The organism is Variovorax sp. J31P207 (assembly GCF_030316965.1).
Lineage (GTDB): Bacteria > Pseudomonadota > Gammaproteobacteria > Burkholderiales > Burkholderiaceae_C > Variovorax > Variovorax ginsengisoli_B.
This window is the reverse complement of sequence record NZ_JASZYN010000012.1, coordinates 76,070-90,569: the sequence shown is the minus strand read 5'-3', so window position 1 is coordinate 90,569 and position 14,500 is coordinate 76,070. Positions and strand designations below refer to the sequence as shown.

Genomic DNA, 14,500 nt, shown 5'->3' with positions numbered 1-14,500 from the left:
GACGGCGCGGCGGCCCCGGGTGCCGCGCCGTTCAGTCGTGCAGCAGCTCCTGCATGAGCGCGCGCACGATCGCCAGCCCCGGCGCCTCCGTGCGCCGGCGCAGCGTGACCAGGCCAAAGCGCGCGCTGCGCTCCATCGGCGGGTTCATCTTGAGTTCGACCAGGTCGGGCGCCGCAGCACGGATCGCCAGCAGCACCGCATCGGTCTGGCGCGCCACCTCGACCAGGCTGGCGACCTCCTCGCATTGCAAGGTCACGCACTGCGCCGGATGGGCCTCGGGCCCGTAGGTCTCGATCAGGCTGCGCGCCACCTCGTCGCTCAGCGGCGTCGAGGCGATCGGATAGCGCTGCACCGCCTCGAAATCCACGCCGTTGCGCCTGTGCGCCAGCGGATGGCCGCGCCGGCACATGAAGACCCCGCGCATCTCGCGCAGCATGCTGACCTCGAGGTCGGCACCGGGCGCCAGCGAGCGCGCATCGAGCACCAGCGCGTCGAGCGTGCGGGCACGCAATGCCTGCGCCAGCAGCTCGGTGCCGCCGCGCGCCACCACCACCCGCACCTTCGGATGGTGAGTCGCCATGTGCATCAGCAGCGGCGTCATCAGCATGGCGCCCGGCCCCGAACCCATGCCGATGCGGATCGCACCGCCCTGCCCCTCGCGCATCTGCCGGCCGCTGTCGCGCAGCTCGCCGGCCTCGGACACCAGCTGGCGGGCCCGCAGCACCACGTCGCGGCCGAAAGGCGTGAGCTCGCTGCGGCGGCCGATCCGGTCGAACAGCGGCATGCCGAGTTCGTCCTCGAGCGCGCGGATGCTGCGGCTGAAGGCCGGCTGCGTGATGCACATCGCCTGCGCCGACTTGCTGAACGAACCGCTCTCGGCCAGCACGAGCAGGTGCCTGAGCTGGACCAATGTCATCGGGCGGCCCCGCGGGATGCATGCATTGAAGTAATCATTTGGCGGACAACAATGCATTGGATGTTCTCACGCGGCGCTCCTACGATGCAAGCGCGTCCCCGCTCCGAGGGACGGCCCCACAGCCCATCGTCAACAGGAACCCCATGAAGACCTTCTTCCAACGTTCGATCGCCGGCCTGTTGCTGCTGGCCGCAGGCGCCGCGTTCTCCCAGAACTACCCGAGCAAGCCGATCAGCCTGATGGTGCCGTACCCCGCGGGTGGCCCTTCGGATGCCGCCGCCCGGATCTTCACCGCGCCGCTGGGCAAGGAGCTGGGCCAGCAGGTGATCGTCGACAACCTCGGCGGCGTGTCCGGCGCGCTGGCGGCGCAGAAGGTGCTCGCGGCGCCCGCCGACGGCTACTACCTGTTCCAGGGCTCCCCCAACGAGGTCATCCTGGCACCGCTGGCCAACGCCGCGGTCAAGCTCAAGGCCGAGGACTTCCGCCTGGTCCATCCGGTGACCGACGCCGTGATGGTGGTGGTCGCGCGCAAGGACCTGCCGGCCAACAACATCGACGAGCTGATCGCGCTGGCGCGCAAGAACGCCGACAAGCCGCTGACCTACGGCAGCGTGGGCATCGGCTCGCTCTACCACCTGATCCTCGAGGATGTCCAGAAACGCACCGGCATCCAGCTGATCCATGCGCCGTACAAGGGCAACGCGCCGCTCTTGACCGACATCGGCGGCGGCCAGGTCGACTTCGCGGTGCTGGTCTACAGTGCCGGCATGGGCGCGATGGCCGACCAGGGCCGGCTCAAGGTGATCGGCCAGCTCGGCGCCCAGCGCTCGGAGCTCTTGAAGAACGTGCCCACGGTCAGCGAAGGCAAGGAACTGAAGGATTTCGCGTTCCAGATCTGGAGCGGCTTCATGGTGCCGAAGAACACGCCCGAAGACGTGGTGCAGCGCCTGCACAAGGCCATCGGCGCCACCCTGAAGGACCCGGGCGTGCGCGCGCAGCTGGCGGCCCAGACCCAGCTGGCAGCGCCGCCGATGACGCTGGCCGAAGCGGCCAAGTTCTACGAAGCCGAGACCGCGCGCTATCGTGCGATCGCCAAGTCGATCAACCTGCAACCGCAATGAGGCCCCGATGAGCGCACTCCTCGATCACATGCACAGCCAGTCGGATGAATTCATCGGGCTGCGGCGCGACATCCACCACCACCCCGAGCTCGCCTTCGACGAGCACCGCACCTCGGCCCTGGTGGCCGAGAAGCTGCAGGCCTGGGGCTACGAGGTCGAGCGCGGGCTCGGCGGCACCGGCGTCGTCGGCCGCCTGGTGCGCGGCGACGGACGGCGCCGCCTCGGCCTGCGCGCCGACATGGACGCCCTGCCGATCGACGAGGCCACCGGGCTCGGCTATGCCAGCTGCAATGCCGGCGTGATGCATGCGTGCGGCCACGACGGCCATACCGCGATGCTGCTGGCCGCGGCGCGCCATCTCGCCGAGCGGGGCCGATTCTCGGGCACCCTGAACCTGATCTTCCAGCCGGCCGAGGAAGGCGGCGGCGGCGCGGTCAAGATGATGGAAGACGGCCTGTTCGACAAATACCCGTGCGACGCCATCTTCGCGATGCACAACATGCCGGGCATGCCGCAGGGCCGCCTGGTGCTGCGCGAGGGCCCGACGATGGCCTCGTCGGACTACGCCACGGTCACCCTCACGGGCGTCGGCGGCCATGGCGCGATGCCGCACCGGGCGGCCGACCCCGTGGTCGCCGCGGCCAGCATCGTGATGGCTCTGCAGACCGTGGTGTCGCGCAACGTCGATCCGCTGCAGATGGCGGTGGTCACGGTCGGCGCGATCCACGCCGGCAAGGCCAACAACGTGATCCCGCAGCAGGCCACGCTGGAGATCAGCATCCGCGCGCTCGACCGCGAGGTGCGCGCCACGCTCGAACGGCGCGTGAAGGCACTGATCGCCGCGCAGGCCGAGAGCTTCGGCGTCAGGGCGCAAGTCGATTGGCGGCCGGGCTATGCGGTGCTCGTCAACACGCCCGAAGAGACCGCCTTCGCGCGCGAGGTGGCGCTGGAACTGGTGGGGGCCGACCAGGTCACGCTGCAGGGCCCGGCCCTGCCGGGCAGCGAGGACTTCGCCTTCATGCTCGAGAAGCTGCCGGGCAGCTACCTGTTCATCGGCAACGGCGACGGCGACAGTGCCGGCGCCTGCATGGTGCACAACCCGGGCTATGACTTCAACGACGACAACGTGGCGATCGGCTCGGCCTACTGGGCGCTGCTGACCGAGCGCTTCCTGGCGGCCTGACGAAGGCGCCAGACCGACAGCCGCTACTTCGTCACATCGACATCGCGCGACTCGGGCAGCATCCACATGGCGACCACGCTGATCGCGCACATCGCAACCACGTAGTAGGCCGGGGCCATCGGATTTCGCGTCACGGCGATCAGCCACGTCACGACGAACTGGGTGGTGCCGCCGAACACCGAGGTGCCGATCGCGTAGACCAGCGACAGGCCCGTGCTTCGCACCGCAATGGGCAGGAGTTCCGGAACGGTCACCAGCCCCGCGGCGCCGAACATCGCCGTCAGCGCGGCCAGGATCGCGGACACCACCAGCAGCGTGGTGGCGCCGGGTGCACCCGACAGCCACATGAACAGCGGCACGATCGACAACATCAGCACGATGCGGGGCAGCTGGTTGGTGACCTTTCTGCCGTAGCGGTCGCACAGGAGGCCACCGACCAGGGCGAAGGCGAAGGTCATGACGCCGCCCATCAGCACGCTGCCCTGCGCCAGCGCCGGCGGCAGCTTCAGCACCTGGACCGCGTAGGTGACCATGTAGTTGCCGACCTGCGACGCCACCGCCGTCGCTGCCGTGAGCAGCACGCCCAGCACCAGCACGCGGCGGTGCTTGCTGAACACCGAGCCGACGATCTGCGCGCCGGTGCGATCGCCGCTGCCTTCGTGGGTTTCGGGAAGGCTGCGGCGGATGTAGAGCGCGATGGGAATGAGCACCAGGCTGAACAGGAACGGCACGCGCCAGCCCCACGACGAGAGCTGCTCCTGCGTGAGCACGAGCGACAGCGCCACGCCGAAGGTCCCGCCCACCGCGACGGCGAGCCCCTGGCTGGCGATCTGCCAGCTCGAATAGAAGCCGCGCCGTCCGGGCGGCGCCGCTTCGAGCAGCAGCGCGGTGGCCGGCCCGACCTCGCCACCGAGCGCCAGGCCCTGCAGCAGGCGGCAGAACACGACGATCACCGGTGCGGCGATGCCGATGCTCGCATAGCTGGGCGTCGCGGCCAGGCCCAGCGTGCCGACGGTGATCAGCGCCACCGTCAGGATCATGGCCGGCTTGCGCCCGGCCCGGTCGGCGAAGGCGCCGATCAACACGCCGCCCAGCGGCCGCGTGAAGAATCCGACGCCGAACGTGGCCACCGCCACCAGCAAGCTGCCGAACTCCCCGCTGACCGGGAAGAAGGTGCGGCCGATGTAGACGGCGAAGTAGGCGTAGATGACGAAGTCGTAGAACTCGAGGGCATTGCCCGCGACGGCGGCAGCGACCGCCTTGCGGCTGATGGCGGTCTTGGGGGCAGGGTGCGCGCTGCGCGCAGCCGTCGCGGCCTGGGGCAGGCCGGCGGGATTCAGGGTGGACGCGTTCATGGGGTGTTCCGTGGTTCGTTCGGGGTCGGGATCGAGAACGGACGCGCGTCAGGCCAGCATGGCCTGGGACGCGTCTTCCTGCAAGCCTTCGAGCGCGCGCAGGCAGGCTTGCGAAGCCTGTTGCCATACGGCGAGCTTCCAGTCGGCGGCATCGGGATAGAACGCATCCTTGAGCGCCTGCCTGATGGCGGCGGACCGCGCCGCATCGGTGTCGCCGTGCCGGTGCAGCCAGTGCTCGGCACGCAATGCGCCGGTGACACGCTCGCTCGGCCAGGTGCCGTACTCCAGGCAGATGCCCACATGCTGCGCGCCGCGGCACTCTTCGGTGATCGCGGTCTGGATCGGTCCGGTCAGCGGGATGCTGGTCGAGGTGCCGGTCGTGACCGAGGTCAGTTCGCCCCACCACCGCTCGGCCCGCGCGAGCACGGCCGGGTCTTCGTCGAAACTCGCGAAGATGCGCTCGCCGACGCCGTAGGCGCCGAGCCCGGTATGGATGTCGATCGAGGCCAGCTGGCGCACCTTCGGCGCATGACGCTTCAGGATGCGGCGGAAGGTGTCGTTGCTCCAGGTCGGCCGATGGCCGCCGAAGAACATGCCGTCGGCGCAGGTGTGCTGGCCCAGGCTCATGGCGCGTTGCAGGCCACGCGCGCCATGCCGGTCGCGGTAGGCCGCGAGCGCGGATTCGACGTCGGCCTCCGGCGGCCACACGGCCGGCAGCAGGAGTTCGTGGATCTCCGCATAGCCGGGATTGACCGGCAAGGGCTTGGCGAAGTCGACGAAGTTCCGGTTGAGGTCGACGTTCTCCTGCGTGACCCGACGCAGATGCGAGAAGCCGAAGGGATTGATCGCATGGACGTGCAGCACCGCCGTGTCGCGCAAGGCATCGACGCCTTCGCGGGCGCGCAGCAGCATCCCGGTCTGGACGGCCGAGCCGCAGAAGCCCTCGACGCCATGGACGCCGCTGATCACCAGCAGCATCCTCGATGCATCGGCCGGGCCGTCCAGGACGACGTCCGTGGCCAGCGTTTCGCCGTCGGCGCCGGCCAACTCCAGTTCATGGGACTCGACCTGCAGGCCGCGCCGCGCTGCGGCGGTCAGGAATTTCTGCCGTGCTTCGGCATAGCTGTGGCTGAAGAGCCCGTCGATCCAGGCGTCGTTTTTCATATGTCTCCGTCGGTTTGTGTGGGGGTCAGGGGGAAGGGGCCAAGCGCTGCTGCTGTCGCAGCCGGCAGGCGTCGCCGAAGGCCTCGAAGATGGCGCGCGCGAACGCGCTGTCGCCGACGCGCATCTCGGGATGCCATTGGACGGCGAGCGTGAACTGGGCAGCGCCTGCAATGGAGAAGGCTTCGACCAGTCCGTCCGGCGCCCTGGCCTCGACACGCAAGCCGGCGCCCAGGCGGTCGATGCCCTGGTGGTGCAGCGAATTCACCCGGGTCCGGGTACTGCCGGCCAAGCGGGCCAGCAGGCCGCCTTCGACCAGGTGCAGGTCGTGGCTGTCGTCGTACCAGCGCTCGATCGGGCGATCGTGATCGCCTTCGCGGTGGTCGAGCCTGCCGATCTGCTCGTGCACGGCGGGCTCCAGCGTGCCGCCCCAGGCGACATTGATCTCCTGGAAGCCGCGGCACACGGCCAGCACGGGCACGCCGGCCGAGACCAGCGCCGGCAGCAGCGGCAGGATGGCGGCATCGCGGTCATGGTCGAGCAGCATCTCGCGGTGGGGCAGCGGCAGGCCATAGCGCGCCGGCGCCACATTGGAAGGGCTGCCGGTGAGGACGATGCCGTCGATCGTCGCCGCCAGCGTGGCGGCCAGCTGTCCGCCCGCCACGGCGGGCAGCACCAGCGGGAGCGCGCGCGAGACTTCGCCGACGGCGTGAACGTAGCCGTGCAGGGCGGCATGCGCCGGATGGCCGTGGCGCTCGACCCGGTCGGACGTGATGACGACGACGGGTCGCAGGCTGGCGGACGGATGTGGGAGGTTTTTCATGGCGAATGGCTGGGCTGCGGAAGGCAGTCTAGGAATTCACCGAGCTTGCGTAAATTGCATAATATTCAGCTTCAACTTGCAGAATCTGCAAGCCAAGGCTGAAATGAACATCCGGCAACTGAGGCATTTCCTGGCCGTCATCGACCTCGGCTCCCTGAGCGCCGCCGCCGAGGCGGTGCACCTGAGCCAACCTGCGCTGTCGCGCAGCCTGCGCGCGCTCGAGAACGTCCTGCGGGTGCCGCTGTTCGACCGGCAGGACCGGCGCTTGCGCCCGACGCCCTATGCCCTCGCCTACGTGGAGCGCGCGCGGCGGATCGTGTTCGACGACACCGAGGGGGCGCGCTCCCTGGCGCTCATGCGCGAAGGAGAACTCGGATCGCTGGCGCTCGGCATGGGCTCGTCGATCGCCAGGTTCCTGCTCGCGCCACTGATGCTGGAGATGCTCGACAAGGCGCCGGGGCTGCGTGTCAGCGCCATGGTCCAGAGCACCGACGTGCTGCACGAGGCCTTGCGCAAGGAGCAACTCGATTTCTTCATCGGCGACGTCCGCATCGCCGGGCGCGAGCGCGACATGGTGACCGAGCCGATCTACCCGTGCACCTTCGGCTGGTTCGCGCGCGCGGCGCATCCGCTCTCGGCCAGGCGCAACGTCACGATGGCCGATCTTTCTGCCTATCCGCTCATTGCCGCGGGCTATGCCGACGCGTCCGTCGAACGCAGGATCGCGGACCTGTATGGCCTCGGCATGCCGATCGGCAACCACTTCGCGCTCAGCACCAGCGATCTCGGTACCGTCCACGCGCTGCTGGCATCCAGCGATGCGGTCACGCCATCGACCGCCATCGCCGTGCTCGATCCGCTGAGGGCCGGCGTCGTGGTGCCGATCGACGTGACGCCGCGGCTCGATCTGGACTTGACGCTCGGGATCGTCCATCGCGCCGGCCGCACGCTGGTGCCGGCAGCTGCGCGGGCGTTCGACTTCATCCGCGCGAGCTTTGCGAATGCGGCCGGCGAGCTCGCGCGCCTGGAGGCCAGGCCAGGCCGCGGCGTGCGAAGCGATCGGGCACGGCGAATGCGCTGAAGCAGCCGCTCGCGCGGCCTCAGTCCATCAAGCTGAGCTGCAGATAGCCATTGGTGCCATGCGCGGGATTGTTGGCGCCGATGATGGCGAAGAGCTTGGCGCCCTGCATGGCGAAGTAGGTCGCGCCGGTGGTCGTGTTGGGCAGCAGGCGCATTCCATTCGGTTGGCTGGCGCTCATCGGATAGAAGGTGTTGAAGGTCTGCACCGCGCTGCCATCGGTCGCCACGCCGTTGCGCGTCGACGTGTTGTTGGCCGCGACCTGTACGCGGCCCCACGAGCCCGGCGTGGCAGAACCATAGCCGGTGCCGGCAGGCCAGGCCGTGCCCTCGGGCACGCCGATCCGGAACACGGCAGTACGCGGATCGCTCGCGGACTTGCCCGCGATCAGGAAGATCTTCTGGTTGCCGATGCGCGCGAGCGCGATGTTGGCGGTGTTCGAAGGCGAAGCCGCTTCGGTCATGGTCCACATGCCACTCGCGCTGCCGGGGGAGATCAGCCAGGTCTGCTGGTCAGCGGGCTGGCAGAGCTCGATCCGGGAGATGCTGGCGTCGTTGCAGCGCACCAGCTTCGTTCCCCCTGCCGAGATCTCGAACTGCGAGATGTCGGAGGTCTGGGTCGTCGGGCCGACGTCGATGCCGAAGCGGTTGTAGACGCCGTCCAGCGCCGCCTGCTGCGTTTCGAGCGCCCGCGAAGCCACGAAGGGCTGGATCGCGAAGGCCTCGTTCGCCGACTGGGTCACGGCGAAAGGAAATGCGCCGATCACGGTGTCCTGGTTGAGATGAAAGCGCGCGGTGTTCGCCGCCGTGGCGATCCGGGCGGACTGGAACACATAGGTGCCAGCCTCATTCGCATCCGCGGCAAAGCTCCCGCTGAGGACGGCGTTGTTGCTGTCGGTCCAGTTGTAGGCGCCGGTGTCGAAGTTGAGCGCGAGGGTCTGCCGGGTGCCGTTGGTGGCGAAGGCCTTGTAGCTTCCGTTGCGCGCATCGCCGCCCGACACGGCGAACTGCAGCGACCTGGTGCTTGCCGCATCGGCGCTTGCCGACGCGGTCACCGTGTAGGTGGCCGCCGAGGCGGTCTCGTTGACCAACTGCGCGCTCCACTGGGTGGGCGTGCTGGCCAGGGCGTTGGCGGTGATGCCGGCCGGCGCACTGCTGCTGGTCCAGGAGACGTTCTGGCTGGGCGTGATCTCCACCTTGTCGCCGGGCTTCACGGCGTACAGGTCCGCGCTCTGGGCCGTCGCGGCCTGCCCGTTGATCTTCACCGAGGTGGTCAAGGCCGGCTTGGCGGCAACGCCCGCCAGGCCGCCGCCGCCTCCACCGCCGCCACACGATGCCAAAGCCACCGCAGCCAGAATGCCTGCGGCAAGGTTCCACTTTCTCATTCGCTGGTCTCCACCAAGTTGTGTTGTTATGTTGCTAAATGCAACATATCGTAACAAACTTCCTAGTGACAGCAACTGGCTGGCGGCTCCCCGCGGCCCGGACGCAACCAGCGCCGATCAGAAGCTGTGGCGGAACCCGAGGTCGTAGCCGTACGAACTGCGATCGGGCGCCGTGATCGAGCCGTTCAGGCCGACCGCCGAGCCGCCGCTGTTGCTCAGGTAGGAGTAGGTCGCATAGGCCACCGAGCGCTTCGAGAAACTGTAGACATAGCCCAGCGACAGCTTGCGCGCCGCCGGATCGCCGATGGCGTCGGTGCCGTAGCGCGACCAGGCGAACTTGATCTGGTCGAAGCCGACCGGCACGATGACGCCGACCGCATAGCCGGTCGCGGTGACGGGCTGGAAACTCTCGACCTTGTCGCGGTAGTAGCCGGCCGAGACTTCGACGATCTGGAAGTCGTAGCTGGCGCCGACATTGGTCGATCGGATGTCGCCGTTGGTCGCGGTCTGCTGGTAGTCGGTGCGGGCCGTCGCGACCGCGATCCCGAAAGGGCCCGAGCGCCAGCCCACGCGGCCGCTGACGCCGGTGCCGTCGTCGGCGGCCGGCGTGTGCTTCTGGTTCTCGCCCATGAAGTACTGCACTTCGCCGAAGAAGCCGCCCAGGCCCGGCGGCAGGAAATAGCCGACCATGTTCGAGGCCCGGGGCGAAGTCGGCCCGGCGATCGAGCCGGCCTGCGGCTGGATCGTGCCGACGCCGTTGTTGTCGAAGGGATCGACGTCGGTGCGGTTGCGGTAGTGGGCCGTGAAATCGCGGCCCAGCCGCAGCTCGCCCCAGAGATCGATCAGGCTGACCGTGGAGCGCCGGTTGAAGCTCAAGGCGTCGGCCGAGGTGGCACCGCTCGCCTGGTTGTTGGTGTTGCCCGCGACGCCGGTGCCGGTGTCCACGCTGACGCCCGATTCGAGCCAGAAGCCCGCGCCCAGGCCGCCGCCCAGATCCTCGATGCCGCGAAAGCCGATGCGCGAGGCGGTGTTGCCGCTGCTGATCAGCTGGGTCTTGGTGGCGATGCTGCCGCTGCCGTAGGCCACCGCCGCGTCGGCCACGCCGAACAGCGTGACGCTGCTGCCGGTGACCGGGCCCTGCACCTGGCTGGCCTGGGCGAAGGCCGCTCCCGAGGCGCACAAGGCACTCCCCGCGATGGCCGCAAGACTGGCTCTCTTCATTGGGCTGCTCCTCTGCGCATTGCGCACCCACTCCGGCGGCGATGATAGACGAGGGATGCGGGCCCGTGGCCTAGAGAATGTCCTTCAGGCGGGCCCGCAGCCGGCTGATCGCCTGGCTGTGCAGCTGGCAGACCCGGCTCTGGCTCACTTCGAGGATGGCGCCGATCTCGCGCAGGTTCAGCTCCTCCTCGTAGTACAGGTTGAGCAGCAGCTGGTCGCGCTCGGGCAGCGCCGAGATGGCATCGATCAGCTGGTGGCGGAAGCCGCTCTCCATCAGCTGTTCGAGCGGGTCGTCGCTCGCGCCCTGGCCCTTGCGCGCCTGTTGCGCATGCAGGTCGAGGAAGGGGTTCTCGGCCTCGCCTTTGGCGAAGTCCTCGACATAGACCAGCTGGCAGCCCTGGATCTCCTGCAGCAGCGACTGGTAGGCCTCGAGCTCGATCTTCATCTCCTTCGCGATCTCCCCTTCGGTGGGCGCCCGGCCGAGCCGGTGCTCGAGCGCATGGACCGCCTTCTCGACCGCCCGCGCCGACTGGCGCAGCCCGCGCGAGCCCCAGTCGCTCGCGCGCAGCTCGTCGAGCATGGCGCCGCGAATGCGCTGGCTCACGAAGGTCTCGAACTGCGCGCCCTTGTTGTCCTGGTAGCGGCTGGATGCGTCCAGCAGACCCAGCATGCCGGCCTGGATCAGGTCGTCGAGCTCGACGCTCGCGGGCAGCTTGGCGATCATCTGCAGCGCGATGCGCCGGACCAGCGGTTGATGCTGCTCCAGCAGGTGAGACTTCTCAATGGTGCCCTGTGCGGTGTACACGTGCGCTCCTTCGTTGCATGTCGGTTGTTCGGTTCGCCGGCTCAGGCGATGGCGGAGCGCGCCGCGGCCAGCGCACGGGCCCGCGGCAGCTCGACCCGCGGCCCGTGCGATGACGGCGCCACGGCGCGGGCGGGACGGGCCGCGGGCGCACGCGTGCGCCAGGGCCAGCCGCCCATGTCGACCGCGACGCGGCGGAAGTCGACAGCCGCCGCGCTGGCCGGGAAGGCCTCGACCACGCTCTGGCGCAGCCGCCGGGCGTCCGCCAGGTGCGGATCGGCGCGCACCCACCCGGCCGCTTCCAGCGACACGGCGAGGTAGCGGCTGCCGGTGCTCGCGAGGTTGGTGGTGATCTGCTGGGCCTCCTCGGGCCCGGCCACGCCGTCGACCAGGAAGCGCAGCTGCTTCAGTCCATGCGCATAGTGCAGGCGCTTGATGCCCGCGTACGCCGAAGTGATCGACGCGGCGTTCGGCTGCAGCACCAGCAGCAGCTCGTCGGCCGCCTGGGCCAGCGCCGACAGCCGGCCTTCGCCGTCGATCCGGGCGGCGATCAGCACCACGCCGCCGCGGCACAGCAGGCGCGGATCGATCTCGGCATGCCGGTCGCCGAGCGGCGCCGGCAGCACGCCGACACCGCAGCCGGCCCGGGCGATCGCGCCCTCGCAGGTCAGCCGCCGGTCGGCCACGTCGGCCAGGTCGCCGAGCGGATCGATGGCCCAGGCGGCGCAGATCGCCGCTGCCGTCCCGCCGTGTTCGTCGAGCACCAGCACGTCCCTGCCCTGCTGGACAAGGGCCGCGCCGAGGTTCATGGCGGCCTCCGTGGCGCCGCCGCCGGGGCCCATGGCCGCGACCGCGACGACTCGCGTGGGCGTATGGGCCAGCAGGCGCCGCAATCCGTCGGCCTGATCTGCAATCAGCTTGGTCATGTGCGGCTCCTCAACCTTGCGGCTCCAGCGCCCGGGCCGGCTGCGTCGGCGCGGTGGACTCGGTGCCCAGGGCCTCGAGCAGCATGAAGAGCTTGCCCACGCCGACATACAGCGCGTTGCCGGTCAGCGGCCGGCTCGAGCGCGCCGGGCGGCCCGAGAGCTGGTTCAGCAGCACCCGCGTGCGGTCGGCCCACTCGCCCCTGGCCTGCAGCAGCCGCCACACGGTGGTGCCCACCTGGCCGGCGATCAGCAGCCGCTTCATCATGTCCGGATCGCCCAGTTCGCCCATGCCGCCGATCAGCTGCACGCCCTGGCGCAGCAGGCGGAAGCAGGGGTCGGCCTCGGCCGCCCAGCCCTGCCATTGCGCGAGCTGCTGCGCGCTCACCTCGCTGCCGAGATTCGACAGCAGGTAGCTCTGGGCCAGGATCTTCTGGCCGCGTGCATCGAGGACGCGGGTGACGACGCAGCGCAGCACCGGCAGCGCGTGCCGGTCGATCGTCGCCGAGGCACCGAGGCGCAAGCGCACCTCGGCCTGTGCCTCGCACTGCAGCGCCGGCTTGCCGCGAAAGCTCACGGGACGCGCCGGGCCGAATTCGAGGCCGAGCCGCGCCAGCTTGCCCGGCGCTTCGGTCACGGGGTCGAGCACCGCGGTCGAGCCGGGCGCGCGCGCCAGCCAGCGCTGGCCCTGGGCCTGCCACTCGACCATCGCCTCGGGCATCGGCAGGCGCGGCAGCACGTGCACCAGCGTGCGGCCGAGCGACTGCTGGCGCAGCCACTGGACCTGGCGCAGCCCCGGCTTGCGCCGCGTCTCCGCGCCCCCGGCCACCGCCGCCGTCGACAGCCACTGGTTGGGCGCCGCCAGCGGCAGGCCGCTGCGGTCCGACAGCAGCAGGCTGCCCTGGCATTCGTAGGCGTCGCCGCCCTCGTTGGAACGCAGGCCGACCTGGCCCGAAAGCGCCAGCACATGCGTCTCGCAGCCGGCCGCGACCTCGCTGCGCGCCTGCACCATCAGGTCCTCCAGCACGGCCTTCTGGCCGACCGCCTCGTCACCCGCGTTGCGCCACAGCCGGCGTGCGCCCTCGAAGCCGATCTGCGCACCGGCCAGCGCGCCGGCCGCGGTCGCCAGTTCCTGGGCATCGTGCGCCATGGCGCGGATCAGGTTCTGGTACTGGAGCCGCAGCCGCTCGGCCTCGGCCTGGGCCTGCACGACCTGGGCCGACGGCGCCGCGCCCGCGGCTTCGTCCTGCATGTCGACCTCGGCCGGCACGAACAGGGGGTTGTGGCGGCGCGGCTGGAACACGCTGTCGACCAGCTGCGCGCGGTCCGCCAGCATCAGGTTCTCGGGCACCTTCTGGCCGCTGGAGATGTAGTGCACCGGCAGCCGGTGGCGGATGACGGTGTCGATCAGCGCGCCGGGATGGGTGGCCTCGTCGACCTTGGTGAAGATGCAGCCCGCCAGCTCGTTGCCGCCACCGCCGTTGCGATAGGCATGCACCACCTCGTTGAGGGTGTCGCCGTGGCTGGTGGCGTTGAGCAGCAGCAGCCGCTTGACCGGACGGTGGCTGTTGCACAGCATCGCGATCTGGTCCGACACCGAACGGTCGCGCTGGCTCATGCCGACCGTGTCGATCAGCACCATGTGCTTGTCCCGCAGGTCCTGCAGCACCAGGTGCAGGTCGGCCGCATCCTTGACCGCGAACACCGGCACGTCGAGGATCTGGCCGTAGATGCGCAGCTGCTCGTAGGCGCCGATGCGGTAGCTGTCGGTGGTCACCAGGGCCAGCTTGTCCGCGCCGAAGCGCATCACGCAGCGCGCCGCCAGCTTGGCGGTGGTGGTGGTCTTGCCGACCCCGGTCGGTCCCATGAGCGCATACACGCCGCCTTGCGCGAGCAGGGCGTCCTCGTCCTCGTGCACCGGCACCGCGCGAATCAGTTCGGCACGCGCGAAGGCCATGCCTTCGGCATAGCTCTGGCCGGTCGGGAGCTTCTCGAGCATGGCCTTCGACAGCTTGGCGCTGAAGCCGGCACCTAGCAGCGTGCGCAGCAGGCGGCCGCGCACCGGGTCCTGGCGCTGGCGGTCGTTCCAGACCACGCTGGCGAGCTGCTCCTCGAGCATGCCGCGCATCGAATGGAGTTCGTTCATGACCATGTCGGCGGGTGCGGGCGGCGCGGCCGGTGCGGGCGCAGCGGCGGGCGCGCGGGCCACCGGGGCGGCGGGCGCCGGCGCGACGGCCGGGGCGGCCACAGGCATTGCCATTGCCGGAACCGCCGGCATCACCGGGGCGACCGGCATCAGCGGCGCAACCGGCGCTGCCGGCAGCGGCGCCCTGACAGGCACGACCGGCGCGGCACTCGCCACCGCCTGCGTCATCTCGCCCTCGACCATCGCGACGATCTCGACGCCCTCGGGTGTCGCGCGATGGTTCAGCACGATGGCTTCGGCACCGAGTGCCTCGCGGACCATGCGCAGGGCTTCGCGGCTGGTCGCCGCGACGAATTTGCGGGCCGTGGTCCGCACGTCTGTAGACAT

The 14,500-nt window shown here is 69.8% G+C and carries 12 protein-coding genes; 3 read left to right on the top strand and 9 right to left on the bottom strand.

Features of this window, described 5'->3' with window-relative positions; translation table 11 throughout:
- Positions 1 to 31: 31 nt before the first annotated feature.
- Entirely contained in the window at positions 32 to 916 is an 885-nt protein-coding gene (locus tag QTI68_RS30875; protein ID WP_286527027.1) for a LysR family transcriptional regulator, read from the bottom strand.
- Between the two features lie 143 nt (positions 917 to 1,059).
- On the opposite strand from QTI68_RS30875, the gene QTI68_RS30870 reads away from it, so the two are divergent.
- Both QTI68_RS30870 and QTI68_RS30865 read left to right on the top strand, forming a co-directional pair.
- The gene (locus tag QTI68_RS30870; protein WP_286527026.1) at positions 1,060 to 2,037 is read left to right on the top strand and encodes a tripartite tricarboxylate transporter substrate binding protein; all 978 of its coding nucleotides are present in this window, start codon (positions 1,060 to 1,062) and stop codon (positions 2,035 to 2,037) included.
- Positions 2,038 to 2,044: 7 nt separating this feature from the next.
- Positions 2,045 to 3,220: a M20 aminoacylase family protein gene (locus QTI68_RS30865; RefSeq protein ID WP_286527025.1), complete on the top strand. Its 1,176-nt coding sequence runs from the start codon at positions 2,045 to 2,047 to the stop codon at positions 3,218 to 3,220.
- Between the two features lie 23 nt (positions 3,221 to 3,243).
- Here the strand turns inward: QTI68_RS30865 and QTI68_RS30860 are convergent, their stop codons facing one another.
- The 3 genes from QTI68_RS30860 to QTI68_RS30850 are packed head-to-tail and all read right to left on the bottom strand — an operon-like array spanning position 3,244 to position 6,559.
- On the bottom strand, positions 3,244 to 4,575 hold the full coding sequence (locus tag QTI68_RS30860) for an MFS transporter (protein ID WP_286527023.1): 1,332 nt from the start codon (positions 4,573 to 4,575) through the stop codon (positions 3,244 to 3,246).
- A gap of 48 nt (positions 4,576 to 4,623) precedes the next feature.
- Positions 4,624 to 5,739, bottom strand: coding sequence for a M14 family metallopeptidase (locus QTI68_RS30855; RefSeq protein ID WP_286527022.1), 1,116 nt, complete (start codon positions 5,737 to 5,739; stop codon positions 4,624 to 4,626).
- Positions 5,740 to 5,764: 25 nt separating this feature from the next.
- A complete protein-coding gene (locus tag QTI68_RS30850) occupies positions 5,765 to 6,559 on the bottom strand; it encodes a gamma-glutamyl-gamma-aminobutyrate hydrolase family protein (RefSeq protein WP_286527020.1) in 795 nt (264 codons plus the stop codon).
- Here QTI68_RS30850 and QTI68_RS30845 point away from each other — a divergent pair.
- A complete protein-coding gene (locus QTI68_RS30845) occupies positions 6,558 to 7,640 on the top strand; it encodes a LysR family transcriptional regulator (protein ID WP_286527019.1) in 1,083 nt (360 codons plus the stop codon). The genes QTI68_RS30850 and QTI68_RS30845 overlap by 2 nt on opposite strands.
- Positions 7,641 to 7,659: 19 nt before the next feature.
- On the opposite strand, the gene QTI68_RS30840 is transcribed toward QTI68_RS30845, so the two are convergent.
- From QTI68_RS30840 to flhF, 5 genes are all read right to left on the bottom strand, one after another.
- Positions 7,660 to 9,021, bottom strand: a complete 1,362-nt coding sequence (locus QTI68_RS30840; RefSeq protein ID WP_286527017.1) for a hypothetical protein — start codon at positions 9,019 to 9,021, stop codon at positions 7,660 to 7,662.
- A 117-nt stretch (positions 9,022 to 9,138) separates the two neighbouring features.
- Positions 9,139 to 10,242, bottom strand: coding sequence for a porin (locus tag QTI68_RS30835; protein WP_286527015.1), 1,104 nt, complete (start codon positions 10,240 to 10,242; stop codon positions 9,139 to 9,141).
- 70 nt (positions 10,243 to 10,312) lie between these two features.
- On the bottom strand, positions 10,313 to 11,047 hold the full coding sequence (locus tag QTI68_RS30830; RefSeq protein WP_286527014.1) for an RNA polymerase sigma factor FliA: 735 nt from the start codon (positions 11,045 to 11,047) through the stop codon (positions 10,313 to 10,315).
- 41 nt (positions 11,048 to 11,088) lie between these two features.
- On the bottom strand, positions 11,089 to 11,970 hold the full coding sequence (locus QTI68_RS30825) for a P-loop NTPase family protein (RefSeq protein WP_286527013.1): 882 nt from the start codon (positions 11,968 to 11,970) through the stop codon (positions 11,089 to 11,091).
- Positions 11,971 to 11,980: 10 nt separating this feature from the next.
- The gene (flhF, locus tag QTI68_RS30820) at positions 11,981 to 14,500 is read right to left on the bottom strand and encodes a flagellar biosynthesis GTPase FlhF (RefSeq protein ID WP_286527012.1); all 2,520 of its coding nucleotides are present in this window, start codon (positions 14,498 to 14,500) and stop codon (positions 11,981 to 11,983) included.

Excerpts from the sequence above, each read along its gene's own strand:
- QTI68_RS30840 (WP_286527017.1), bottom strand. The coding sequence starts at position 9,021 with ATGAGAAAGTGGAACCTTGCCGCAGGCATTCTGGCTGCGGTGGCTTTG.
- QTI68_RS30870 (WP_286527026.1), top strand. The coding sequence starts at position 1,060 with ATGAAGACCTTCTTCCAACGTTCGATCGCCGGCCTGTTGCTGCTGGCC.
- QTI68_RS30835 (WP_286527015.1), bottom strand. The coding sequence starts at position 10,242 with ATGAAGAGAGCCAGTCTTGCGGCCATCGCGGGGAGTGCCTTGTGCGCC.
- QTI68_RS30865 (WP_286527025.1), top strand. The coding sequence starts at position 2,045 with ATGAGCGCACTCCTCGATCACATGCACAGCCAGTCGGATGAATTCATC.
- QTI68_RS30845 (WP_286527019.1), top strand. The coding sequence starts at position 6,558 with ATGGCGAATGGCTGGGCTGCGGAAGGCAGTCTAGGAATTCACCGAGCT.
- flhF (WP_286527012.1), bottom strand. The coding sequence starts at position 14,500 with ATGTCTACAGACGTGCGGACCACGGCCCGCAAATTCGTCGCGGCGACC.
- QTI68_RS30855 (WP_286527022.1), bottom strand. The coding sequence starts at position 5,739 with ATGAAAAACGACGCCTGGATCGACGGGCTCTTCAGCCACAGCTATGCC.
- QTI68_RS30860 (WP_286527023.1), bottom strand. The coding sequence starts at position 4,575 with ATGAACGCGTCCACCCTGAATCCCGCCGGCCTGCCCCAGGCCGCGACG.
- QTI68_RS30875 (WP_286527027.1), bottom strand. The coding sequence starts at position 916 with ATGACATTGGTCCAGCTCAGGCACCTGCTCGTGCTGGCCGAGAGCGGT.
- QTI68_RS30850 (WP_286527020.1), bottom strand. The coding sequence starts at position 6,559 with ATGAAAAACCTCCCACATCCGTCCGCCAGCCTGCGACCCGTCGTCGTC.
- QTI68_RS30825 (WP_286527013.1), bottom strand. The coding sequence starts at position 11,970 with ATGACCAAGCTGATTGCAGATCAGGCCGACGGATTGCGGCGCCTGCTG.